Source organism: Albidovulum aestuarii (assembly GCF_029961185.1).
Classification (GTDB): Bacteria; Pseudomonadota; Alphaproteobacteria; order Rhodobacterales; family Rhodobacteraceae; genus Albidovulum; species Albidovulum aestuarii.
The window spans coordinates 17,162-40,377 of record NZ_JASBQQ010000008.1 but is presented as its reverse complement, the minus strand read 5'-3'; the positions used below and the strand labels follow the sequence as shown (position 1 = coordinate 40,377).

Sequence of the window (23,216 nt, the reverse complement as noted above, 5' to 3'; positions counted from 1 at the left end):
TGGCTCCGGCGACTATGGTTCGCCGGAGCCTTCCAATCTGGACACTGGATCATGACCCCGCGCCCGACTGCCATGCTCATACCGATCGCCTTCCTCGGCGGTCTGTATTTTGCGGTCTTCTCGAATGTCGCGTCTTTCCTGCCGGCGCTCCTGAACGGGCTTACGGTGACGATCCAGGTTGCCATTCCGTCCGCGATCCTGGCCTATGCCATCTCGGTTGCGGCCGGCCTCGGACGCCTGTCGCGGAACGCAGCGGTCCGCCTGATGTCCGGAGCTTATGTGGAGATTTTCCGGGGCGTCAGCCTGCTGGTCATTCTCTTCTGGCTGTTCTTCGTGCTGCCCGAATTCGGGCTGACTCTGTCGCCCTATGTCGCTGCGCTGCTCGGCATCAGCCTCAATGCCGGCGCCTATGGCGCCGAAATCATCCGGGGGGCGGTTCAGGCGGTTCCACGTGGGCAGTATGAGGCCTGTGTGACGCTCAATATGCCTGGGTGGCGCAAATACAGTCGCATCATCCTTCCGCAGGCTCTCATCATCGCGGTTCCGGCGTTGACCAACATGACGATTGAGCTTCTCAAGGGCACGGCCCTCGTCTCTGCCGTGACGCTTGTCGACGTGACTGCCGCAGGAGTGCGTCAGAACCAGTTAACCTACCGCACGATCGAGATCTTCTCGGTTCTTGCCCTGATTTATTTCTGCCTGTCGCAAGTCGTCAGGTTCGCCGGAGCCTTGCTGGAGACCGGCTTCAATCGTCATCTGCGGACGGGGCGTTCCTGATGGACTGGCGGTGGGACTTCACGTTCGAAACGGTGATCCCGCGGATCCTTCCGGGATTGTGGGTCACTGTAGAAGTCACGGTCCTGTCGTTCTTCCTTGCGCTGTTCCTTGGCCTTTTCCTCATGTTGGCCAAGCGGTCAAAGATCAGTTTTTTGGCCTTCCTGGCCGCGGAATTCATTGAATTCATGCGTGGGATGCCTCTTGTCGTCGTGATCTTCTTTCTCTTCTTCGTCCTGCCGATGGCCGGGATCTACCTTCCACCCATCTGGACGGGAGTGCTGGCCATGGGCGTTTACAATTCTGCCCCGGCGGCGGAAATTCTCCGTGGCGGTTTGCAGGCCGTTCCGAAGGGCCAGTGGGAAGCGGCCTATGTCCTGAACTACCCGCCCCATCAGGCCTTCAGGCGCATCATCCTGCCGCAGGCGGTCGGGCCGGTGATCCCGGGGCTCGGCAACCTCTTGATTCTGGCCTTCAAGGAAACGCCGCTTCTGTCCTTCGTCGCGATTCCCGAAATGTTGGATACCGCGAAACGTATTGCCTCCGAGACGTACCGCTTCACCGAACCCTTGACGGTCGTTGGCGTCCTGTTCCTGATCCTCAGCCTTGTGTCCGCCGTTTTTATCAAGATCGTGGAACGCCACATGATCCCGGAGATGCGCCATGGCAGATGAGAAGATCCGGTTTGAAGCGGTCAGCAAGCGCTACGGGTCTCTCACGGTCCTGGACCAGCTCGACCTGTCCATCGGCGCGGGGGAGGTGGTGTCAATCATCGGCCCCTCGGGGTCTGGCAAGACCACCGTCCTGCGGTGCCTGATGACATTGGAGCCGGTTGACGACGGGGTCATCTGGATCGACGGCATCCCGCTTAACAAGGAACTCCGCAGCGGTGCGCTGATCGAAGCCTCGCCCGCGCATTTGCGCCGGATGCGGACCAAGCTTGGAATGGTGTTCCAGAACTTCAACCTGTTTCCGCACATGACCATTCTGCAGAATTGCAGCGAACCGCCAGTCTATGCACTTGGGGCGAAACCTACCGAGGCCCGCAGCCGGGCCGTCGATCTATTGAAAATGGTCGGCATGGAGTCCAAGCAGGACCATTATCCGGCCCAGCTGTCCGGCGGCCAGCAGCAACGGGCCGCCATCGCGCGCACGCTTGCCATGCAGCCGGAAATCCTCGTCTTCGATGAACCAACATCGGCACTCGACCCCGAAACGATCGGGGAGGTGACCGAGGTGATACGTGCGCTGGCGACGAAACACAGCTACACGATGCTGCTCGTTACCCATCAGATCGACTTCGCCCGCGATATCTCCGACAGGATCTGCTTTTTCGACAAAGGCAGGATCGTGGAGCAGGGCCCGCCCGACGCAGTCATTGATTCCCCGAAAGAGACCAGGACACAGCAGTTCCTGCGCAAGGTCGCCAAAGCCAGATAAGGATCAAAGCGTGAAGAAACAAATGGCCAAGGCCCCCGTCAACAGAGAAGCCAGCAAATCAGAAGTCGCCTATCTTCGCGTCAAGCGCGATATCGTTAACGGGCGCATTTCAGGTGATGAGCCGTTGCGTGTCGAGGCACTGAAATCCAGCTACGATCTGGGCATCACGCCGATCCGCGAGGCACTTGCGCGGCTGGAGGCGGAAGGGTTCGTCCAGCTTCGGCACAATCGCGGCTACTATACGACACGCCTGAGCGCGGAAGATTTCGAAGACCTCGTCTTCTCGCGGGCGACGGTTGAAACCGAACTGCTAAAACGTGCAATTGAACGCGGCGGCGAGGAATGGGAAGTCGGCATTCTGTCTGCCCACCATCTGCTCAGGAACTGTGCGCTTGATCTGCGCGATCCGAACCTGAGCGATCTGGAGCGCTGGGAAGAGCGGCACATCGATTTTCATATGGCACTGGTAAGTGCCGCCGGTGCCAAACACCTGCTGGCCTTCTACCGCAGCATCTATGACCACTTCAGACGCCATCAGAAGGCCTTCGTCCTGCTTCCTTCTGCCAACCGTGCCGGACAGGGCGATGCCGACGCGCTTCGTGCGATCGAACACATGGAAAAGCGCATGTCCATCGACGCGCATACAGGGCTCATGAACGCTGCGCTCGCGCGTGACGTTGATCTCGCGGTCGAACTGATCCGGGATCATTCCAGCCTGACGCCGTCCCAGATGGGAGTGCCGTATTTCGTGGGGCCGGCATGATGGTGCGACCGTCGACCAAGTCACCTGTCCGAATTCCGACGCTTGAAGAGATCGAGGTAGCCGCACGGCGGATTGCGCCCTATCTTTCCGAAAGCCCGATTGTGGAGCTTCCGCTGGATCTGCCGGGCAAGCACCTCTTTGTGAAGGACGAGGGCGGAAACCAGGCCGGATCGTTCAAGCTCCGTGGCGCGCTGAATGCAGTGCTGAGCCGCCCGAAAGAACGCATCGCAAAGGGGGTCTGCACCGTCAGTTCGGGCAATATGGCGTACGCGGTTGCGGTGGCGGCGCGGATCGCGGGCGTGCCGATGGCGGCCTATATGTATCGCCATGCACCCCAGTCGAAGATCGAAGGGGTGCAGCGAAACGGTGGAAGCGTCCGCTTTGTTGAGGACGCACAATACTGGTCCTACGCCCTTGGGCAGGATGAGCCGGATACGCCGGAGGAATACATCTACCCGGTGACCGATCAGGCTGTCATAACCGGGCACGCCTCCATCGGGTTAGAAATCGCCGACAAGCTGCCCGATGTGGACGTTGTGCTTACTCCGTATGGCGCCGGGGGCCTGACGACGGGAACGGCGAGTGCCCTGCACCGGCTGGGCAGCAAAGCCGAAGTCGTCGCCGTAGAGGCCGAAACTGCTACCCCGGTGACTGCCGCCCTGCGCACTGGATGTCCAACCGAAGTCCCGATGAAATCTACCTTCGTCAAGGCGATTGGGGCGCCAACCGTCATTGACGGGGTATGGCAGGCGACCCGCCAGCTTGTCCGGCGGACATCCGTCGTCACCCTGGAACAGACCGTGGACGCGATGCGCATTCTGTTCGATGTAGCAAAGCTCGTCACCGAAGGCGCGGCGGCCACCTCACTCGCAGCGGCGATCAACGACCCGACCCTGACCGGCAACGTCCTGTGCGTTCTCAGCGGGCGCAACATCGACACGGAAAGCTACGGGACTGCGCTTCTGGGCAGGGTGCCAGACTGAGACAACGAGCGACAAGGCAGGTAGAACATGACGCGATTCCTCATCGACCCGACCCTTGCCGACCAGACGGCATTAGTCACCGGCGGTCTGGGTGGCGTGGGGCGGGAAACCGTCCGGCTTTTCGTCGACCATGGTGTCAAGGTCGTCTTTACCTATGCCGACGGCTTTGAAGACCCGCCAGCAGCCCAAGCCTTTGCGGATGGCTTCGACGGCATGGCCGTTGCGCTGCCCTTGAACCTGATGGAAAGAAGTTCCGTCGAAACCTGCCTCCGGAGGGCATTTGAGGTTTGGGGGCAAATTGACATCCTCGTCAACAATGCCGCGGTCGGCTCAGCCACGGTTGCTGCTTATGGCGCGACGCCCGGCGAGCAGGATCGCGCGATGCTACAGATCAACGCGGACGGGACATTGGCCATGACCCAGGCGTTTCTGACCGAACGCGAGGCACGGGGAGGCAATGCGCCCTGCAAGATCATAAACCTGAGTTCGGTTGGTGGCGGCGTCACACAGATTCCGGGTTTCCGTCTCTCCGATGGCATGAGCAAGTCGGCGATTGCCTTCCTGACCCGGGCGCTGGCGGCAGAGCATGTCCATGACGGCGTGGACGTCTTTGCCGTCTGTCCGGGCGCGGTGAATACGGGAATGTTGCGGGCTAGCACACTCGACAGGATGGCGCCCGACGCCCGTGGTGCCTTCGTCGCTCGGATGCCCAAGGGGCGGTTGATCGAACCGGCCGAAATCGCGGCGCTGATCCTCTTTCTTGCGAGCAGCTACTCGGCCCCGCTTCATGGCAGCGTCATCGACGCATCCATGGGGCTCGGCGTCCGGCCGGGGCTGGCCTCGGAACCTCTTCCGGCCGCGTGAAACCGGGATCATCTGAAATGTATTGTGAAAGACTGGAAAAGGCCAAGGCGCTCATCGAGGTTCTCGACCTAGACGCGGCAATCCTCTTTTCACCCGAAGCGCAGTTCTACTTTCTCGGGCATGATTCCTTTGCCGGGGTAAACACGCCGCAAGCGCTTATCCTGGCGCCAAGGCTTGAGAAACCTGTCATGGTCATCTGGCGCTCGGACGCCCCGATGCTGCCCCATGGCGGCGCCGACATGGACGTCCGGGCTTATGATTTCGGCATCGAAAGCCCGGCACAAGCCATCGCCGAAGCGCTCGGGTCCAATATCGGCACGAACGGCAGATATGGCTGGGATGCCCAATCGGCGGCGCTGAACCACGCCCTTGCAATTGCAATCATCGAGGCATCGGGGATGATGGCCCCGATCGATATCTCCGTTCCAATTGCCCGTCTGCGGGCCTTCAAGACGCAGGATGAATTCGAGGCGATGCGGATTGCGGGGACCTATGCTGAGAAAGGTTTGGCCGCCTTACGAAGGGCGGCAGTTCCTGGGGCTACGGAAATGGCGGTCGCGGCCGGCATCGAAGCCGCATTGCGCGACGCTGGCTCAGATTACTGGGCCGTTCCGGTCGAACTGGCCTCGGGCGATCGGTCCCATCATGTTCACGGCACGCCGACCGAACGTGTTCTCGAACCCGGCGATCTTTTGCACGCAGAGTTTGGTGCAGTCCACAATCGCTATCACGCTGTCGGCATTCAGACGGTCGCGGTCGGCGCGCCCCCTACGTCCGAGGCCCGCCACTTCTACAACACGGCCCGCAGGTGCCTCGCCGCCGGCATCGCGGTGGCGCGTCCCGGGATTCCGGCTGCCGAAATCGAGGCGCCCGCTCTCGACATCCTGTCCGGCGAAGGCTTGGGCGATGTCTTCGCCATGCGGTTCGGATACAGCGTAGGGATCGGGTATCCGCCGACATGGCTGGAACCGTTCGGCATCACCCGGACGAACGCTGAGCCGATCCATCGTGGAATGACCTTCGTCATGCACACGTGCATCCTGAATGCCGACAAGAAGATCGGGGCGCTGGTTGGCGGCACGTTCGGAATGAATGATACGTCACTCGTCCGCCTTGCTGGCGCGGGAGATTTGAGCCTACATATTACCGGACAGAGTTGAACTGGCCACTGGGAGCGGGCGGGTTTTGTCGCATATTTTCTAGGAATCATGAAACGAAAAGCCCCGGATCGCTGCTTTGGGCTGCCTCTCTGGCCTCGAGGTCAGATCCTGGTTGGCATGTTTCGGAGGCGATCCCACGGTCCTCAGGTTGGCTCCGAACGGACTCTTTCCTCAGCTTTATCTGACCATGCTATTCTAAATTGCCAACGTTTGGTTGGTGATGGGCGGTATGTGGCGGATCGGAGGAGATGCCATGACCATTGCCAATCTTCCCGCCATCCGCGCCTGCCGCCCCGCTTGGAACAAGGGCCGTGTCGTCGGCCAGAAGCGGCCTCTGCTGCCGAAACATGTCTGGGCCATCCGGGTCCGGCTCGAACTGGCCGGGAACATCCGCGACCTCGCGATCTTCAACACCGCGATCGACAGCAAGCTCAGGGGCTGCGACCTTGTGAAACTCAAGGTCGCCGACGTCTATGCCGCCGGACAGGTGAAGGAACGCGCCTCGATCATTCAGAGCAAGACACAGAAGCCGGTGCGCTTCGAACTCTCCGAGGGAACGCGAAAGTCGCTGGAGGACTGGTTCAGAAACCCGCTGATGATCGGGTCAGAATACCTTTGGCCCGGACGCTTTCATGAGCGGCTTCATATCTCAACCCGCCAATATGCCCGCCTTGTGCGCGACTGGGTGACGTCGATCGGGCTTGAGCCAAGTTCCTACGGGACGCATTCGATGCGCCGGACGAAGGTCGCCGAGATCTATCGCAAGACCGGCAATCTGCGTGCCGTGCAGCTTCTCCTGGGACATACCAAGATGGACAGCACCGTCCGATATCTCGGCGTCGAACTCGAAGACGCGCTGGCCATCGCTGAAGCCGTCGAAATCTGAGCCAAAGGGCAGTCCGACGCGGGCGGCCCAGAGCCGACATCAAGCAGCTACCTGCGATGCTGCCGTCGCAACCCGCATTGCTGCCATTCGTGTGGATCGCGGCGGTAAAACATCTGACGATGGCACGGGATGCAATGCTGGGTTTGGTCTTCATTCAGCCCTTTGCGGTCACTGATCTACGTCCCTGACGCTGCAGTGCAGCCTTCCCGAAGCAGACCTCGATCCATATTGCCGAATTGACTGGTGGGAGGAACATCGCGGCCATGCGCTGTGACTACGCCAATGTCGCTTCGAAGCGAGCGAAGAACTGGGAGGTCTGCCTCGGCCGCATACGCACATTTCAATCACTTTTGCATGAGCTAAATGATGACTCACCGGTCGGTAGTATGCTGAAGAAATACGAGCCTTGGATGCTCATTTCTAGGCAACCGACTCGTTTTGGATAAACCCGTCTTCACTAGCCGAATACGTCAAGTTCCTCATTGATATCGTCGATCAAGCCTGTGCGCTGCACGGCGGTTTCGCCGACATGTCCGACATATGACACCGCCAGCAGACGCAGCAGGCTGACCATGGTGGTATAGGTGGCGATGAGACCGTAATTCGCGATATGGCAGCGCAGGACGAGATCGGAGAAGCGCTTGGCCTGCGCCAGATTGCTGTGATCTGTGATCGCTATGATATTCACACGGGTCGTCCGCGCGAAGGACAGGATCGCCTTCAGTTCCCTGGATTGCGGTCCCTGAACCATAGTGACCAGTACGTCGCGCGGCCCCATCATCGCGAGATCTTCGGCCAAGGCACCTTCCCCCGTGCCGAGTACGTTCACGTTGTGGCGCAGGCGGGAGAAAGTGACGCGTGCGTAACGCGCCAGCCAGGCGTCGGCGCCAAGCCCAAGAAACCAGACCCGCGGCGCGTCCGCGATCATGCGTGATGCCTGCCGAAGGGATTCCGGCCCCATCTCCTCGAAGGTGCGTGTGATGTTCGTCAGCTCAAGCTCGAGGTGTTCACTGATCTTCCGTCCCAGTACCGTGCTGCCTTGAGGCGACTCTGAATAGCTGTAGGGCTGGGTACGGTTCCGCTCTTCCCGCGCCTGAAGTTTCACCTCGTCGAAATCGGCATAACCGAGTGCCCGAAAGAAGCGCGCGGCGGTCGCCTTGGATACATCGGCAATGCTCGCGAGCTCAGTTGCAGTATGCGTTTCAATAAGCGTCGGTGACTCGAGAATCACCCGAGCCAGTTTTTGCTCGCTTTTCGTCAGTCGGTTGATCCGTTCCTGGATTCTCAGGGACAGTCTTGTCGACATACATTAGCCTTTTCATATACTTATTTTTTTCTTTGACTGAGTGAAACTCGTGTTTCACAATTCTGGAACGCTGGAACATTGATTGAAACAATGAAACAGCTATCTGAAACAGTAGGGGCGCCGCGTGTCAAAATCAAACATCATTCGCCAGCAGATCTGGAGCAAGCTGAAGGACGTCGCCAAACCGGATACGAGGTTCGACAAGAATTTCGCAGAGGTCATACCGGACTTCGAAGGATCAGAGATCGCGACGAGCCGCATCCTCGACATGCCGGCCTGCAAGGAGGCCGAGTTTCTGTTCATCACGCCCGATAACTGCTTGGTGGACCTGCGTCGGCAACTGATCGAGATGGGTAAGCCTTTCTTCATGTCGACCTATGGCATCTATCGCGGTTTTCTTTATATCGAGCCGGGAAGCGTCCCGAAGGGTCATGAGCTCTATGCCGCCTGGCTGGACGGTATGGAGCATTTCGGCGTACCGATTTCGCTGGAGGAGGTCGCGCGGCACGGCAGAATTGACTTCCTGGTCACAGGCGCCTCAGCCGTCTCTGTCGATGGTGTCCGCTTCGGCAAGGGGCATGGGTTTTTCGACCTTGAATGGGGCATGTTCACCGATCTCGGGTTGGTGGGCGAAGACACGCCGGTCGTCGCAGCCGTCCATGACTGTCAAGTCGTTCAAGAAAAACTCCACCCGAGCCCGACAGATATTCTTGTCGATTACATCGCCACGCCGAGCAAGCTGCACAAGGTTGAACGGCGGGCCAAGCGCCCGCGCGGAGTCATCTGGGATCTTCTTGATCCCAAACAGATCGAACAGACCCCGCCATTGCAGGAACTGCGCGCCATGCAGGGGCTGGCGCCGTCAACTTAGGAAAGTGCAGCCGCGTGCTGCCGGTCAAGGGAGGTAATAATGACACTGACACTCAATCGCCGGACATTCCTTCAGGCGACGGCCGCGACCGCCGCCATCGGGCTGCCCCGTCGCGCATTTGCCGCCACGCCGCTCACGATGCAGGCGGCCTGGATCAACGACGCCGAATTCGCCGGATATTTCCTTGCGATGGACAAGGGGTACTACGCCGAAGAGGGCCTGGACCTGACCTATCTGTCGGGCGGGCCGGACGTGATACCGGAAAGCACAATCATCGCCCGGCGTGCGGACCTGGCGCTGACCACGCCAGATACGACGATCCGCGCCATTTCGGAACAGGGCGCCAAGTTCAAGATCATTGGCGCGCAATATCAGAAGAACCCGATCGGGATCGTTTCGCTGAAAAAGAACCCGATCAACACGCCGTCGGACCTGGTCGGCAAGACCGTTGCCGTGCCGCCGGTGAACACCGTCACCGTCGAGGCACTGCTCAGCCTGAACGGCATTGATCGAAGCGCGGTCAACATCGTGCCCTATGCTTATGATCCCACCCCGCTTGTCAGCGGCGAAATCGACGCCTCGCTCGATTTCACCACCAACGTTCCCTACACCATCAGCCGGCTTGGCGAAGAGGCACAGTCCTTCCTGCTTTACGATCATGGTGTCACGCTGTTCAACGACACCGTCGTCGTCACCGAAGAAACGCTCGCCTCGAAGCGGGCAGAGCTGGTGGCCTGGTTGCGGGCCAGCCGCAGGGGCTGGGACGAAAACCTTGCCGATCCGTCCGTCTACCCGCCGCAATGGGAAGAAACCTGGTTCAAGGGGACGGGCCGAACCATCGACAACGAGGTCTTCTTCAACACCGCACAGAAGGACCTGATCGTCGCGCCCGATGGGATCTTTTCAATGTCCGAGGACGCGATTGCAAAAAGCCTCGAGGCGCTTAGGGCCGTCGGCATCAACGGCACGCGCGAGATGTTCGACACCACGCTGCTTGAGGAGATCTGATGCACCACGATCAGGGCATCCATCTGCGCGCCGTCTGCAAGACCTATCGTGGGCGGGGCGCGGATGTCGAAGCGCTGCGGGATATGGACCTGGACTGCGCGCCCGGGTCATTCACTGCGCTTATCGGGCCGTCTGGCTGCGGCAAGTCGACGGCGATGCGGATTGCACTGGGGCTTGAGGACTATGACAGCGGCGATGTCCGGATCGCGGGTCAGCCACCCGCGGCGGCAACGGCGGCCGGAGTTACGGGGGTGGCGTTTCAGGACGCCGCCCTCCTTCCCTGGCGGAGCGTTGCGCGCAACGTCTCGCTCCCCCTCGAGGTTCTGGGACGGGACCCTGCCAAATACAGCCATGAGATCGCGAAATTGATCGAACTGGTCGGGTTGAAAGGCTACGAGAATTCGCTGCCCGGCCAGCTGTCCGGCGGTATGCGCCAGCGTGTCTCGATCGCCCGTTCGCTGATCACGGCGCCCGAGGTCTTGTTCATGGACGAACCCTTCGGCGCGCTCGACCAGATCCGTCGGCGTCAGATGAACATAGAATTGCAGCGCATCTGGCTGGAATCGAAATCGACGGCGCTTCTGGTCACCCATGGCATAGACGAGGCCGTCTTCCTCGCCGACTATGTGGTGGTCATGCATGCCAACCCGGGGCGTGTCGTCGACATCATTCTAGTCCCGTTTGAACGTCCGCGCAGAAATGAACTCTACTCCGCGCCGGAGTTCCATACGCTCTGCGACAAGATCGCGACGGTGCTTCATGACGGGTAGGACGGGATTTCTTCGCAGCCGGACTCTTCTCAATCTCGCGATACTGCTCCTCGTCTGGGAAATCGTGGGGCGCATGGACTGGATCGCTGGGGGAGCGTTACCGGGCCTGAGCGAGATTCTCGTCCGGCTCTGGATAGACCGTGCCGATTATCCCGGCCATGTCGGGGCGACGGTCTATGCCTCGGTCATGGGGTTCCTGATCGGCAATGTCGTCGCGGTCGGCGCGGGGATACTCTTCGTTCTTTTCCCGACCTTGCTGCGGCTGACGCGGGGCTTCAATATTGCGGTCTTTGCCCTGCCACCCATCGCCATCGCACCGATCCTGGTACTGACCCTGTCGGGCATGGCTCCGCGGGTCACGCTCGCCGCGCTCGGCGTCTACTTCGTAACGATGAGTGCAACGGTCGTAGGCCTGTCTCAATTCGATACCCGTGCGGCAGACGTCGTACGGGCCTATGGCGGCAAGGATTGGCTGGTGATGAAGCTAGTGCGCCTGCGCGGTGCCGTGCCCGACATCCTCAGCGGTCTTCGCATCGCAGCGCCCAACGCGGTCCTAGGCGCTATCCTTGCGGAATTTGGCGGCGGTGGACGCTGGGGGCTCGGCACCTACCTGCTCGGCTCCCTTGGCCGGGGAGAACCTGCCCGGCTTTGGGGTATCGGGTTGGTTGCGACGCTGATTGCCGGACTGAGCTATCTTGTGTTCGCAGTCATCTCCGCCCGCACCCTGGGCAGCACCCGATCCGTGACGCTGAACACCGCAATCCCCGGTGTCGGCGACGGCACGGCAAAGCCGCTGCCCCTGCGAATGGCGATCTTCGCCGGGGCGGCGCTTCTGCCCTTTGTCCTGTGGTGGGCGTTCATCAAGCTGACGGGCGTGCCGGACCTGATCGCGAAGACCCCGTTTGGCGTCGTGGACTACCTCTTTCTGTCCGACACATCGCCTGCCGCACGGGAAAAACTTCTGGCTGCGTTGGCCCAAACCCTGCCGATCACGGCGGTCGGCATGATCGCGGGGCTGAGCTTCGCCTTCCTGCTTGCAATCTCGGCCCGCATGTTTCCCGGATTCATCAAGACGTTCATGCCGGTCGCGCTGGTGACCCAGACGATGCCGCTTGTCGCTCTGACGCCACTTCTGGTCCTGATCCTCGGACGCGGCACATCGGTCACGCTCTGGATCACGATTTCGGTGACGTTCTTTCCGGCCTTCGTTTTGCTCGTGCAGGGAATCCAGCGCGTACCGCAATCCGTGCTTGACCTGCCGCGCGCATATGGCGCGTCTGCCTGGCAGGAGCTTCGGATGGTCTCGATCCCGGCCGCGCTGCCATATCTCTTCGCGGCGACCCGCCTGACGGTGCCGCGCGCGCTGCTGGGCGTGATGATCGCCGAATGGCTGGCCACAGGCACGGGGCTGGGCAACCTCCTGAACCAGTCGAGGGGTTATCTCGACTACGGCATGATCTGGACGGTCGCCGCGGTATCGGTCTGCCTGTCCGTCGCCTTCTACTACGCGATCCTGTTCGTTGAGCGGCGGACACTGACGCATCTCGGCATGCAGACGGTGGAGTGATGATGAAAGGAACAAGGTCACTTCACGACATGATCGATCAGGCCCGTGGGCTTGTCCCGGCGGATCTGGTGCTGCGCGGCGGCACCGTTCTTGATACCGTGACCGGAACGTTCCTGACCGGAGACGTGGCGGTCTGTGGCGATGCGATCATTGGCATCTGCGAAAGCTACGAGGCCCGTGAGGTCTTCGACGTGACGGGCAATTACCTGGTCCCAGGCTTCATCGATACCCATCTTCACATCGAAAGTTCCTGTGTCACGCCTTTCGAGTTCGACCGCTGCGTATGCCCCAAGGGTGTTACGACCGCGATCTGCGACCCGCACGAAATCGCAAATGTCGCCGGTATCGACGGCATCCGGTATTTCCTTGAAGCAAGCACCCATACGCTGATGGATATCCGCGTACAGTTGTCGTCCTGCGTCCCGTCAACCGAGATGGAAACCGCCGGCGCGCGACTGGAGGTCGCTGACCTGATCGCTCTGCGGGATCATCCTGCAGTGATCGGATTGGCCGAGTTCATGAACTACCCAGGCGTCATCAACAAGGCACCAGACGCCATGGCGAAACTCGAGGCTTTCCGTGGCCTTCACATCGACGGCCACGCTCCGCTCCTTAAGGGAAAGGATCTCAATGCCTATCTCAGCCCCGGGATCCGGACCGAACATGAGGCAACCTCGACCGAGGAGGCTTTGGAGAAGCTTCGCAAGGGTATGAGGATTCTGATACGCGAAGGTTCTGTCTCGAAGGATCTGGAGGCGCTGATGCCGCTGATCACCGAACGGAACTCTCCCTACATCTGCCTATGCACCGACGACCGCAATCCGCTCGACATCGCCGAGCATGGCCACCTCGACTACATGATCCGCTCCGCAATCGCACGCGGCGCCGACACGCTCGCGGTCTACCGCGCCGCCAGTCTGTCGGCCGCAGAGGCCTTTGGTCTGAAAGATCGCGGCCAGATTGCCCCAGGAAAGCGCGCGGATATCGTCGTGATGAACAATCTTGCCGCATGTCGGCCGCAGATGGTGATTTGCGGTGGAATTGTCGTCAACGATGCGGCTTTCGCCTCACGAAAGACGATCCCGCCCGTCGCGCGCAATTCGGTCAAGCCACCGCCAATCACCGCCGGTTCATTCCGTTGCGCAGAAAATCGCGCCGAAACTTCGGTCATTGGCATTTTACCGGGCAAGATCATAACCGAGCACGTGACCGAAGACATCCATCCCGATGGGGGCGACAAGCGGCCCGACCCCGCGCGAGACCTGGCCAGAATTGCCGTGATCGAGCGGCATGGAAAGAACGGCAATATCGCCACCGGCTTCGTGCGCGGTTTTGATTTCCAAAGAGGTGCGATTGCCGCAACCGTCTGCCATGATCATCACAACATTGTCGTCGTCGGCATCGACTACGAGGACATGGCACTGGCAGCGAACCGGCTGAAGGACATTGAGGGCGGATTTGTCGTCGCGCGTGGCGGAGCCGTGCTTGCCGAACTCGCGCTGCCCATTGCCGGCCTCATGAGCTTGGACCGGTTCGAAGTGGTCGAAGAAAAGTTGAGGGCTCTGCGAACAGCGGCCCGATCTCTTGGAGTGACCCTGGAGGAGCCCTTCCTGCAGATGGCGTTCCTGGCTCTTCCGGTCATTCCGCATCTGAAAATCACCGACCGCGGAATGATCGACGTCGATCGCTTCGAAGTGATGTCATAGGCTTAACATGTCAACGGCACGTTGCTGACGGCCCGTTCCTGCCGTTCATCGAGGCGCCTCGCGTTGCAGTGCAACTTCCCCGAACCTGCCGTTCGTTCCCTGGCGCAGCATTTCCGACCGGCCAAGGCCCGGATCGCGAACCCTTGCGCCATTTCGCTGCACCGACCCCGAATGTCGGCTTAAGTCGTTTCGTGACAGTATCGAGAAGTACCGCCAGCTAAGGGCGGATGTTACTCTGCGGGATCGAAGCAAAACTCAGGCATTCCGGTGAGGCAGCACTCAGTTCGAATCGATCGGGCTTCAGCACAATGGCTAAGGTTTCCGGCAGAACGCCAATTACCCGTGCTCAATCTCAACTTGGAGATAGTTGGCAGTACGCGCCGAAGGTGGTCGCCTTCGGCGCATAAGTCTTTCAAGCCTTATTTCCTCAGTTCCGTCCAGATCGCCGTGTAATATTCCAGCGCCTTGGGCGAGCAAGTCGGCAGGAATTTACCCGCAGATTTGTATTCATCCGGGATAACGATCTCGGGGGCGGTTTCCATGTCAGCCGGCATGAACTCCTCGGAGCCCTCGATGCCATTGGCATAGCGCGCAAATGCCGAGATGAGCCCCGCATTTTCAGGTTCCATGATGAAGTTCAGGAACGCGTAGGCCTCGTCGACATTCTTTGCATCACTTAACATGGCCACCGAATCCATCCACAAGGGGAAACCCTCCTTAGGATAGCCGAACTTCACCTTGTCGTTCTCCAACCGGGCCCGGAAGACGGCTCCGTTCCAGTAGACCGACGCCAGCATGTCATTGGAGGCAAGCTTCGGAGTGGCGCCGTAATCCATCGACTGCCACTTGGGCTTGGCCGCCATCAGGACATCGCGTGCCTTCTTCAGCACCTCGGTATCTTCGCTGCACGCCTCGCCTCCGACATACATAAGCGCCAGGGACATGACGTCATTCATCTCAGGCGCGACATTGATCTTGCCTACCAGCTCTTCCGGCGGGTCAAGGAACATCGCCGAGGTGTTGATATCGCCGGAATAGGTGTCGGAATTGACGGCGATGCCGACCGATCCCCACTGCCACGGAATGGTATATTTGCGGCCCGGATCCCACGGCACATCCAGCCATTCTGCCGCGATGTTGGAATGGTTGGGCAGCCGGCTAAGGTCGAGTTCCTGGATCAGACCTTTTTCAACGTAGATCTGCACGTAGTTGGCCGACGGCACGACGAGATCGTAGCCGCCACCGCCAGCCTCGACCTTGGCCAGAGCGGTATCGTTGCTGTCATAGTCCGAGACCGTGACCTTGATGCCGGTTTCGTTCTCGAATTTCTCCAGCAGTTCAGGGCTGGTATAGTCGCCCCAGTTGAACAGTTGCAGTTCACCTTCGGCATTGGCAGCAACCGCGCCTGCCAGCAGCGCGGCGGCTGCAGACATCAGTATTTTCATGGTTTCCTCCTTGTTGTGTTTATTTTTGTGGTCGGTTTCTTTCACGGGTCAGCAGAAAAAAGGCGGTCAACAGGATGACAGTCAGGCCAATAAGCAGCGTCGAGATGGCGTTGACCTCGACCGTCATGTTCCGGCGAATCTGACCCAGCATGTAGGTTGGAAGCGTATCTTGGCCGGCGGACTTTACAAACAGCGAGATGATGACGTCATCTAGCGAAGTGATGAACGCCAGCATGAAACCGGCGGCTACGGCAGGCATCAGCATCGGCAGAGTGACATGACGGAAGGCCTGCCAAGGGGTCGCATAAAGATCTGCAGCGGCGATCTCGAGGGTAATATCCATGCCTTCCAGCCGGGCCCGGATCGGCAGGTAGGCAAAGGGTATGCAGAAGGCTGAATGGGCCAGGATCAGGTAGCCCAGCCCCTGATACCCGGTTGCGACTTTGATGAACCCAAACAGAATGAGCAGCGCCACGGCAGTGACGATTTCGGGCACCATCAGCGGTTGGTTGATCATGAGGTAGACGAATGTTTGCCCCGGCGACTTTCTGCGCCGAGTTGTTCCAAGGGCCGCGAGGACTGCGACCGAGGTCGAAATGATCGCGGCCGAAGTAGCGATGACCAGAGAGCGTATCGTGGCCTCCTTGACCTGCTCATTGGCCCATGCGCGCGGAAACCAGTGCAGTGAAAATCCTTCCCAGATTGCGGGAGAGGGGCCTGCATTGAACGCGAACAGCACCAGCAGCACGATCGGCAGGTAAAGCATGACAAGAACCGTCACGGCGATGGTCGCGAAACCCGGCAAGCGTGAAACTGAGAAGGCCCGGTCAGACACGATTGTCATCCCGGGTCGCGTATCGGACATAAACGAAAAGCGCCACTGCGACGGCCAGCAACAGCGTAACCGACAGCGCCGCCCCCAATGGCCAGTTTCGCCCTGCACCGAACTGCAGATCGATGAAATTGCCAATCATCATGTTGCGCCCGCCGCCCAGGATGCGCGGCGTGACATAGGCCCCGAGCGAGGGAATGAAGACCAGGATCGATCCCGCAATAATTCCCGGTTTTACGACGGGTACAATCACATGGCGAAGCACCTGCCAGCGGCTGGCATAGAGGTCGCAACCTGCCTCAAGCAGGCGCATGTCGAACCGGTCGATTGTCGCATAAAGCGGCAGCACCATCAGCGGCAGATAGACGTAGGTCATACCCAGAAACACCGCGAAATCCGTATAGACGATCTGAATCGGCGTATCGATGACTCCGGTCCAGATCAGAAACGTGTTCACAACGCCCTCGTTGCGGATGAGCTGGTTTATCGCGAAGGTACGCACAAGCAGGTTGGTCCAGAACGGTATCGTTATGAGGAACAGAAGTACCGCCCGCATTTGCGCACTGCGGGTTGCGATGAACCATGCGGTCGGAAAGCCCACCAGGAATGTGAAAAGCGTCGTGTAAAGTGACAGCTTAAGCGAACGCCAGAAAATCGTAAGATGTGCATCCGCCAGCTTGTAGGTGCCGTCGAAGATGTCGCGCGAATAGAGGATGCCGACCCAGGCATCGAGTGAAAAACCCCATTCGACATTGCCGTATTTTCCCGGGGGCAGGAAGGAATAGACAAGGATGATCAAGAGCGGCCCTGATGCGGCGAATAACAGAACGAAAAGCGCGGGTGCGGAGAGCAGCCAGGACCTCCGCCTTTCCTTGCGTTCCGCCGCGATTTCTGCCGCGCTGCTCATTCGTTCAACACCTGAACCGCGCCCGGGTTGAATTTGATTCCCACCTTTTCGCCGCGGCTCAGGCCAATATTGCCGGATGGCGGGCTTTGCAGCCGCGCCACGAGTTCCGTCTCGTCCGCGAGCGACAGATGACAATGGGTGTCGGTGCCGAAATAGACGGTGTCGACGATTTCGGCGGTCAGGCTGTCCGACGTGCCCGCCGGACAGATGCCGACCTGTTCAGGGCGTACTGCCAATGTCACGCTGCCGGAATGGCCTTCGGTTTCTGCCGCCACCAGTTCGCCCGATGACAGGCGTATCTTGTCGCCCTCGACACGTCCGGAAAGGAAATTGGTCTCGCCAATGAAGTCGGCAACAAACCGGTCCACTGGATGGTTGTAGATCTCACGTGGCGCACCGACCTGAAGGATTTTGCCGGACCGCATCACGGCTATGCGGTCGGACATCGTCAATGCCTCCTCCTGATCATGAGTCACAAAGATGAAGGTAATGCCCGTCTCGGTCTGCAGACGTTTGAGCTCGCGTTGCATTTCCTTGCGCAGTTTCAGGTCGAGCGCCGACAGCGGCTCGTCGAGCAGCAACACCTTAGGCTCCGGCGCCAGCGCTCGCGCCAAGGCAACGCGCTGCTGCTGGCCACCGGACAACTGCTGCGGTTTGCGGGAGGCGAAACTCTCGAGGCGCACCAGGGAAAGCATTCTTTCTACCGTTTGAAGGACGTCAGAGCGGGAGCGTCCCAGCATGCGTAGGCTAAAGGCAATGTTGTCCGCGACGGTTAAGTGCGGAAACAGAGCGTAGCTTTGAAAGACGGTGTTTACCGGCCGCAGATTGGGCGGGACTGTCGTGATGTTCTTGCCGTGAAGCAGGATCTGACCGGAAGTCGGTGTCTCGAAGCCGGCAATGAGACGCAGAAGCGTGGTCTTGCCGCATCCCGATGGACCAAGCAGTGTGAAGAATTCACCCTTGTCAATGCGAACGCAAACCCCGTCAAGAGCTCGTACGGCATGCGAACCTGTCCCGTATTCCTTAAGCGCACGGCGTGTCTCAATCGCAATCGCAGAACTCAAAACCGCCCCTCCACTGGCCCGCTCAGTTGATCCGATAGGGGCTGGAATGACAAGCGGATGTTGGGTGTGGAGTTAAAGGGTCAACGTGGCCGTGAATGACATGTCCAGGGATCTCCGCTGCGACGTCGAACTCATATCGCCCGAATTCTGAGCGTTGCATCGTATTCTCTGCGCTTACACCTTGTGCGCTCAAATACTCAAATTGTCCGCCCTCCGAACCTGCACCCGTATCTTGGTCATCGTTCTGCAGCCAACGTCAGGTCAGAATGGCCGCTCTGCAGCGTGTTTGCCGCAGAGCGTATGGCAGGATTGGGCTCGCCTTAAGATCGCGAACGGCAGCCTCGCGCGGTTCACACCCGTTCGTATCGCGCGCAGCTTTAGTCAATACGGACTCTGAAGCCGTCATTGTGTCTGCCGCAGCATGTTCGCCTACTAGGCTGCACCGCCCCGGCAAGGACGGCCCAATCCGGACTTTGACCTTCATGGCAATCGCTGCAGTGCAGCTTCCCCGAAGCTGCCATTCAATATTTGGCGCAGCATTTTCGGCTCGCCAAGGCCCGGCTGCGGGACAAACTGGGCTTTCGCCGCGGTTGCGTAGATGGCTGCATTTGTTGAGCATTTGATTCTCCCTAAACAAAACGCAAACACGATGGCCCGACATTCAAGTTGTAGTTCTTTCAGGATAACCAAGAAGAATAAGTGGACAGTCTGTCAGCCAGAAAAGGTTGTTCATCGGTCAGTCACCTTGCAGAGGCTGAGTCATGCCGCAAGCGCAAGATCAATGGGTTCTGGCCCTAACTCCTTGGATTAATTTGATTTCAGGGCGGCGCGCTTGCGGAGATCAGTCGGGGAGGCAGGCCCGTCCAAAACCCAGCCGACGGATGCAACGCTAATGATATTGTCAGACTTTGGCCCGTGCCCATGGGTTTGTCCATTTGGCTCGGGACAGTCGGCCTACCAAGCGACCATCGACATAAAGCAGGCCTACGAACACGAAAATCACCCCGACTATGTTTGCACCGGTCAATGCTTCGTCAAACAAGAAAACCCCAATGGCTAGGGCCGATACTGGTGCGACAAAGGTAACAAGTGAGACGTTGATTGCACCGACCCTTTGCATCAGGGCGTAAAGGACCATGAACGGAACTGCCGTCAGGCCCAGCCCAAGCACCGAGATCGAAGCGATTGTATTCGGACTGATCGATCCTGGGACGCCTTCGACCAGCAATGCCACCGGTGCGATGAACGCGAAGCCAAAAGTAAGCGACCAGGTAATTGCGACGGTCGCAGAGACGCCCCCCAACCCTTTGGCGATGTTGAGCGCGAGCGCATAACTGAACGTCGCGAGCACCGCCACCAGCACATAAAGGGGATCTGAACCTGTCTCGTGACCATTACCCGAGACCAGCACAAAGGCACCCAGTGCACCGAAGCCGAGACCCGATAACTTGGCGGCACCCACACGTTCGCCGGTGACCAGCACAAGAGAAACGACCAGCGTGGCAACAGGTGTCAGGGCATTGGCAATTCCCGCGACAGAAGACGTGATATGCATCTGGGCAAAAGGCAAAAGTGCGAATGGCAGGGCAAACTGGAACACGCCCAGAAGTGTCAGCCTCGACGTCACTACCGCCTGCGCCAGCCCATGTCTTTCGCGGGCGAGTAACCAGACCCAGCATCCAACTGCGGCGATGCCCACCCTTAGTGCGGAAATCGTAAGCGGGCCAAGCTCACCCAGCAAAAGTTCATTAAGGCCGAATGAGGCGCCAAAGGCGCATCCGGCGATGAGGATGACAAGCCAATCCGTTGGTTTCATGTTTATCGTCCTTGTCTCAGGCGGCATCGGGTTTGGCGCGCGACAGCCTTTTGAGGCTGGAAGGCGACCAAACCTTTGCCAGGTCATAGAACTTCGGGAATTGCGGGATGTCCGGTGATACCAGAAAATGATCCTGCATCGTCTCGGCATAGATATGGACGTCAGGCGGGAAGCGATCCGGGCGGTCCAGAGTGCCCGCGCGGATGAAGCGAACGGCGACGCCGCGCCTTGCGGTAAAGATCAGGTATTCGCTCCACACCGCCACCTGACAATCGGCGCATCTGGTGATCAGTTGCCCACGACCTGAGGGCGTGAAGGCCAGTTTCTGGGTGACTTCGCCGCTTTCAAGCTCGACCTTGCTGGCCTCGATCAGCACATTGACCGCATTGGTTGACCCGCTCAGGCGCTGACACATGCGGCAATGGCAGGCGTGCACGATAAGGGGGGTGTCGCGCAGCCGGTACCTGACCCGGCCGCAGGAACATCCGCCCATTTGCAGATCATCGGGCATTGGTCATCTCGTTTTCAGGGGTGGAATGAAAACGGCTGTCGAAATGACGCGCACGGTCCTCGAACCGTTTCAGCACCTTGCGTGCGATATCGGGAACAAAGGCCGCTTCGGCATCGGCACCGGCCATTTCACGGATGCCGTCCAGATCGGTGAAGCGGAACAGGACCACAAATTCAACTTCCTGCCCGGCCTCCCGGCGAAGAAGCTCCATGGTTTTCAGGCCGTCGATGCGCTTGGCGCGAATGGCCGGGAAAATCGTGCCGATCAGAAGAGTTTCGTATGGATCCGCATTTTCGGGCGTGGTCCATGCTTGCCAAATTCTGGTGATCATAGCGGGTTCCTTCCTTTCTGGGCTAGGCTGCAAGCGTTCTGGTTGCGATTGGTTGGGGAGAGTTTGACGCCATGTGCGGCAAGGGATTGGCACAGGCGTTTGTTCACAACGTCGGGATGGGTCGCCCGGCTTGCAGAGCCGTGGATCGCCATGACGATGGATTTTGAACTTGGATCGGACGACATGGGGTTGTTCATTTCGAAGGAGGCGGCCAAGTACGCTGGTCATCCCCGTATGCGCAGACGAGATATTTGGCGCTTGAGTACCGTCTGAGTTTTTCATGATGATTTGGCAGCTCCCTTTGCATAGGAACTGAAGTTCCGATTAATGTCGGCCGCATGATCTATGAGTTCGGGGAATTTTGTCTGGACAAGCAGCGCCATGAGCTTTGTGGCGCCAACGGGACGATTGCCTTGGAACCAAAGGCGATGGCGCTATTGAACTTTCTGGTCGCTGAACGCCATCGCGCGGTGACAAAGCAGGACATTTTCGAGGCAATCTGGCCCGGCATATTCGTCACGGACGCCTCGCTTTCGACGCTGGTCAAGCAAATCCGCAAAGTGCTTGGGGATGACGGAGAACGGCAAGCGTTCATCAAGACGGTGCGAGGGCACGGGTTCCACTTTGTTGCGGAAGTCCGCGAGATACGCTCCGCCCAAGCGGCGGCACCCGTTGAGACCCTGGCTCCCGCAACCAAGCCGACAATTGCGATCCGGCCATTTCAATTGCTCGGTCATAATCCAACCCAACAAGCGGTGGCCGAAGCCATCCCGGCAGAACTGATTGCCACGCTGTCGCGCCTGCGCTGGATCAACGTTATTGCCCGAGGGTCGAGTTTTCGTTTTGGTCCCGGTGATGCAGATACCGCCGATATGGCTGAACAACTCGGCGCACAATATGTCGTCTCGGGTTTGGTCGAGTGGCACGCAGATGGGCTGGCGATATTCACCGAACTCTCGGATACACGCACCGGGCAGGTGATCTGGACGGAACGCATCTCGGGGAAGATCGATGACGTCTATGATATGCGCGCCCGTGTGGCACGCGAACTGGTTATAGCCCTGGAATTACGCCTGCCGATGCACGAAGCCGACAGGTTGACGCATGTGCCATCGGAAAATCTGGATGCCTGGGGGCACTATCATTTGGGCATCCGCCATTTGTATCGCTACAACCGCGCCGACAATCAGATTGCGGCGGGACATTTCGGCCGGGCCATCGAACTGGACAAGGGCTTTGCGCGTGCCTATGGCGGGCTGTCCTACACCGAATTCCAGAACGCGTTTCAGCATTTCGGCATGGATGTGGACCACCATCGCCGCCTGACGCTGAACCATGCTGAAGAGGCGCTGAAACTCGATCCTCTCGATCCCTTTTGCAACCTGATCTACGGACGAGCCAAGTGGCTTTCCGGGGATGCAGAGGATGGATTGATCTGGGTGGATCGCTCGCTGGAACTGAACCCCAATTATGCGTTCGGCTATTACAATAACGCGACCTTGAACACGGTCCTATGCAACAGCGAATTGGCCGATCAGAACGTCGATCATGCGCTGATACTCAGCCCCCTTGATCCGCATTTGCAATCGATGTTCGGCACCCGGGCGCTGGCTGCCTGGATCGGCGATGATCCGGCGGCCGCACGTCGATATGCCGAGCGCGCGTTGAAATCCCCCAATCCGCACCTTTACGTCTTCATAATTGCCGCTGCCATCTATGCGCAACGCGGAGAGGCGCTTAAGGCGCAGGATTGTGTTGATGCAATCCGAGCCAAACAAGTCCCATTTGGAACCAAGGAATTCCTGACCCACTTTAACCTGCGTCGGACGGATAAGTTGTCCGACCTGGTTTCCACTCTGGCGGGGCTGGGCATTTGAGCGCCGGTTTCAAAGCAACGCCGCGTGGATAAAGCTGGAATCCCTTGGGATGCCGGGAACTGATATTGGAGTGTCTTCGCGACCGGCCCTGAACGGATATCCACAGCTGGATCTTTTACCTTAGTGCAGCTTCCTCAAACCGGACGTTATGGCGAGGCGCAGCATTTCGGGAAATTGCAAGACCACAGTGCGGACGAAACGAGCCTCGGAGGCGATACATTCGATGTCAACGAGAAGTCACGTGCAAAATCGGTTTTCCATTACGGATACATGGGGCGTAGTTTACGCCGAGAGCTTCTTCCAACTGCTGAAACGACAGCGGAGCAGGCCCGGAA

Annotated in this window: 22 protein-coding genes; 14 read left to right on the top strand and 8 right to left on the bottom strand. The window is 59.1% G+C overall.

All coding sequences use genetic code 11. The features are described from left to right. Nucleotides 1-51 precede the first annotated feature (51 nt). The 8 genes from ehuC to QKW60_RS16355 all read left to right on the top strand — a co-directional run bounded on the left by ehuC (nucleotide 52) and on the right by QKW60_RS16355 (nucleotide 6,870). The gene (ehuC, locus tag QKW60_RS16390; RefSeq protein ID WP_282370252.1) at nucleotides 52-777 is read left to right on the top strand and encodes an ectoine/hydroxyectoine ABC transporter permease subunit EhuC; all 726 of its coding nucleotides are present in this window, start codon (nucleotides 52-54) and stop codon (nucleotides 775-777) included. Beyond that, nucleotides 777-1,448: an ectoine/hydroxyectoine ABC transporter permease subunit EhuD gene (ehuD, locus tag QKW60_RS16385; RefSeq protein WP_282370250.1), complete on the top strand. Its 672-nt coding sequence runs from the start codon at nucleotides 777-779 to the stop codon at nucleotides 1,446-1,448. Before ehuC ends, ehuD begins: the two co-directional genes overlap by 1 nt. Next, on the top strand, nucleotides 1,438-2,214 hold the full coding sequence (ehuA, locus tag QKW60_RS16380; RefSeq protein WP_282370248.1) for an ectoine/hydroxyectoine ABC transporter ATP-binding protein EhuA: 777 nt from the start codon (nucleotides 1,438-1,440) through the stop codon (nucleotides 2,212-2,214). Before ehuD ends, ehuA begins: the two co-directional genes overlap by 11 nt. Before the next feature lie 10 nt (nucleotides 2,215-2,224). Then, a complete protein-coding gene (locus tag QKW60_RS16375) occupies nucleotides 2,225-2,977 on the top strand; it encodes a GntR family transcriptional regulator (RefSeq protein WP_282370246.1) in 753 nt (250 codons plus the stop codon). Then, nucleotides 2,974-3,960, top strand: coding sequence for a threonine ammonia-lyase (locus QKW60_RS16370; RefSeq protein ID WP_282370245.1), 987 nt, complete (start codon nucleotides 2,974-2,976; stop codon nucleotides 3,958-3,960). Before QKW60_RS16375 ends, QKW60_RS16370 begins: the two co-directional genes overlap by 4 nt. A gap of 27 nt (nucleotides 3,961-3,987) precedes the next feature. Continuing rightward, complete coding sequence (locus tag QKW60_RS16365; RefSeq protein ID WP_282370244.1) at nucleotides 3,988-4,824, top strand: SDR family NAD(P)-dependent oxidoreductase; 837 nt, start codon at nucleotides 3,988-3,990, stop codon at nucleotides 4,822-4,824. A 17-nt stretch (nucleotides 4,825-4,841) separates the two neighbouring features. Further along, a complete protein-coding gene (locus QKW60_RS16360; protein ID WP_282370243.1) occupies nucleotides 4,842-5,984 on the top strand; it encodes a M24 family metallopeptidase in 1,143 nt (380 codons plus the stop codon). Nucleotides 5,985-6,237: 253 nt separating this feature from the next. Further along, on the top strand, nucleotides 6,238-6,870 hold the full coding sequence (locus tag QKW60_RS16355; protein WP_282370242.1) for a tyrosine-type recombinase/integrase: 633 nt from the start codon (nucleotides 6,238-6,240) through the stop codon (nucleotides 6,868-6,870). Nucleotides 6,871-7,327: 457 nt separating this feature from the next. Here QKW60_RS16355 and QKW60_RS16350 read toward each other — a convergent pair whose 3' ends face one another. Beyond that, on the bottom strand, nucleotides 7,328-8,176 hold the full coding sequence (locus tag QKW60_RS16350; RefSeq protein ID WP_282370240.1) for a MurR/RpiR family transcriptional regulator: 849 nt from the start codon (nucleotides 8,174-8,176) through the stop codon (nucleotides 7,328-7,330). 124 nt (nucleotides 8,177-8,300) lie between these two features. On the opposite strand from QKW60_RS16350, the gene QKW60_RS16345 reads away from it, so the two are divergent. The 5 genes from QKW60_RS16345 to ade are packed head-to-tail and all read left to right on the top strand — an operon-like array spanning nucleotide 8,301 to nucleotide 14,098. Then, on the top strand, nucleotides 8,301-9,047 hold the full coding sequence (locus QKW60_RS16345) for a 5-formyltetrahydrofolate cyclo-ligase (RefSeq protein ID WP_282370239.1): 747 nt from the start codon (nucleotides 8,301-8,303) through the stop codon (nucleotides 9,045-9,047). Between the two features lie 39 nt (nucleotides 9,048-9,086). Then, a complete protein-coding gene (locus QKW60_RS16340; RefSeq protein ID WP_282370238.1) occupies nucleotides 9,087-10,055 on the top strand; it encodes an ABC transporter substrate-binding protein in 969 nt (322 codons plus the stop codon). Next, complete coding sequence (locus tag QKW60_RS16335) at nucleotides 10,055-10,825, top strand: ABC transporter ATP-binding protein (protein WP_282370237.1); 771 nt, start codon at nucleotides 10,055-10,057, stop codon at nucleotides 10,823-10,825. The genes QKW60_RS16340 and QKW60_RS16335 overlap by 1 nt, the downstream gene beginning before the upstream one ends. After that, entirely contained in the window at nucleotides 10,815-12,392 is a 1,578-nt protein-coding gene (locus tag QKW60_RS16330; protein WP_282370236.1) for an ABC transporter permease, read from the top strand. The genes QKW60_RS16335 and QKW60_RS16330 overlap by 11 nt, the downstream gene beginning before the upstream one ends. A 2-nt stretch (nucleotides 12,393-12,394) precedes the next feature. Further along, on the top strand, nucleotides 12,395-14,098 hold the full coding sequence (ade, locus tag QKW60_RS16325; RefSeq protein ID WP_282370234.1) for an adenine deaminase: 1,704 nt from the start codon (nucleotides 12,395-12,397) through the stop codon (nucleotides 14,096-14,098). A 419-nt stretch (nucleotides 14,099-14,517) separates the two neighbouring features. Here the strand turns inward: ade and QKW60_RS16320 are convergent, their stop codons facing one another. The 7 genes from QKW60_RS16320 to QKW60_RS16290 form a co-directional block, all read right to left on the bottom strand. After that, a complete protein-coding gene (locus QKW60_RS16320; protein ID WP_282370232.1) occupies nucleotides 14,518-15,543 on the bottom strand; it encodes an extracellular solute-binding protein in 1,026 nt (341 codons plus the stop codon). A gap of 19 nt (nucleotides 15,544-15,562) precedes the next feature. After that, nucleotides 15,563-16,378, bottom strand: a complete 816-nt coding sequence (locus QKW60_RS16315; RefSeq protein WP_419762698.1) for an ABC transporter permease — start codon at nucleotides 16,376-16,378, stop codon at nucleotides 15,563-15,565. Then, the gene (locus QKW60_RS16310; protein WP_282370230.1) at nucleotides 16,371-17,282 is read right to left on the bottom strand and encodes an ABC transporter permease; all 912 of its coding nucleotides are present in this window, start codon (nucleotides 17,280-17,282) and stop codon (nucleotides 16,371-16,373) included. The genes QKW60_RS16315 and QKW60_RS16310 overlap by 8 nt, the downstream gene beginning before the upstream one ends. Next, a complete protein-coding gene (locus QKW60_RS16305; protein ID WP_282370229.1) occupies nucleotides 17,279-18,346 on the bottom strand; it encodes an ABC transporter ATP-binding protein in 1,068 nt (355 codons plus the stop codon). Before QKW60_RS16305 ends, QKW60_RS16310 begins: the two co-directional genes overlap by 4 nt. Before the next feature lie 901 nt (nucleotides 18,347-19,247). Next, a complete protein-coding gene (locus tag QKW60_RS16300) occupies nucleotides 19,248-20,162 on the bottom strand; it encodes a DMT family transporter (protein WP_282370227.1) in 915 nt (304 codons plus the stop codon). Nucleotides 20,163-20,178: 16 nt separating this feature from the next. Beyond that, entirely contained in the window at nucleotides 20,179-20,673 is a 495-nt protein-coding gene (locus tag QKW60_RS16295; RefSeq protein WP_282370225.1) for a GFA family protein, read from the bottom strand. Then, nucleotides 20,663-21,286: a hypothetical protein gene (locus QKW60_RS16290; RefSeq protein WP_282370223.1), complete on the bottom strand. Its 624-nt coding sequence runs from the start codon at nucleotides 21,284-21,286 to the stop codon at nucleotides 20,663-20,665. The genes QKW60_RS16295 and QKW60_RS16290 overlap by 11 nt, the downstream gene beginning before the upstream one ends. 56 nt (nucleotides 21,287-21,342) lie before the next feature. On the opposite strand from QKW60_RS16290, the gene QKW60_RS16285 reads away from it, so the two are divergent. Then, nucleotides 21,343-22,881 carry a winged helix-turn-helix domain-containing tetratricopeptide repeat protein gene (locus QKW60_RS16285; RefSeq protein ID WP_282370221.1) on the top strand — a complete coding sequence of 513 codons (1,539 nt, stop codon included), beginning with the start codon at nucleotides 21,343-21,345 and terminating at the stop codon, nucleotides 22,879-22,881. The last annotated feature ends 335 nt before the right edge of the window (nucleotides 22,882-23,216 follow it).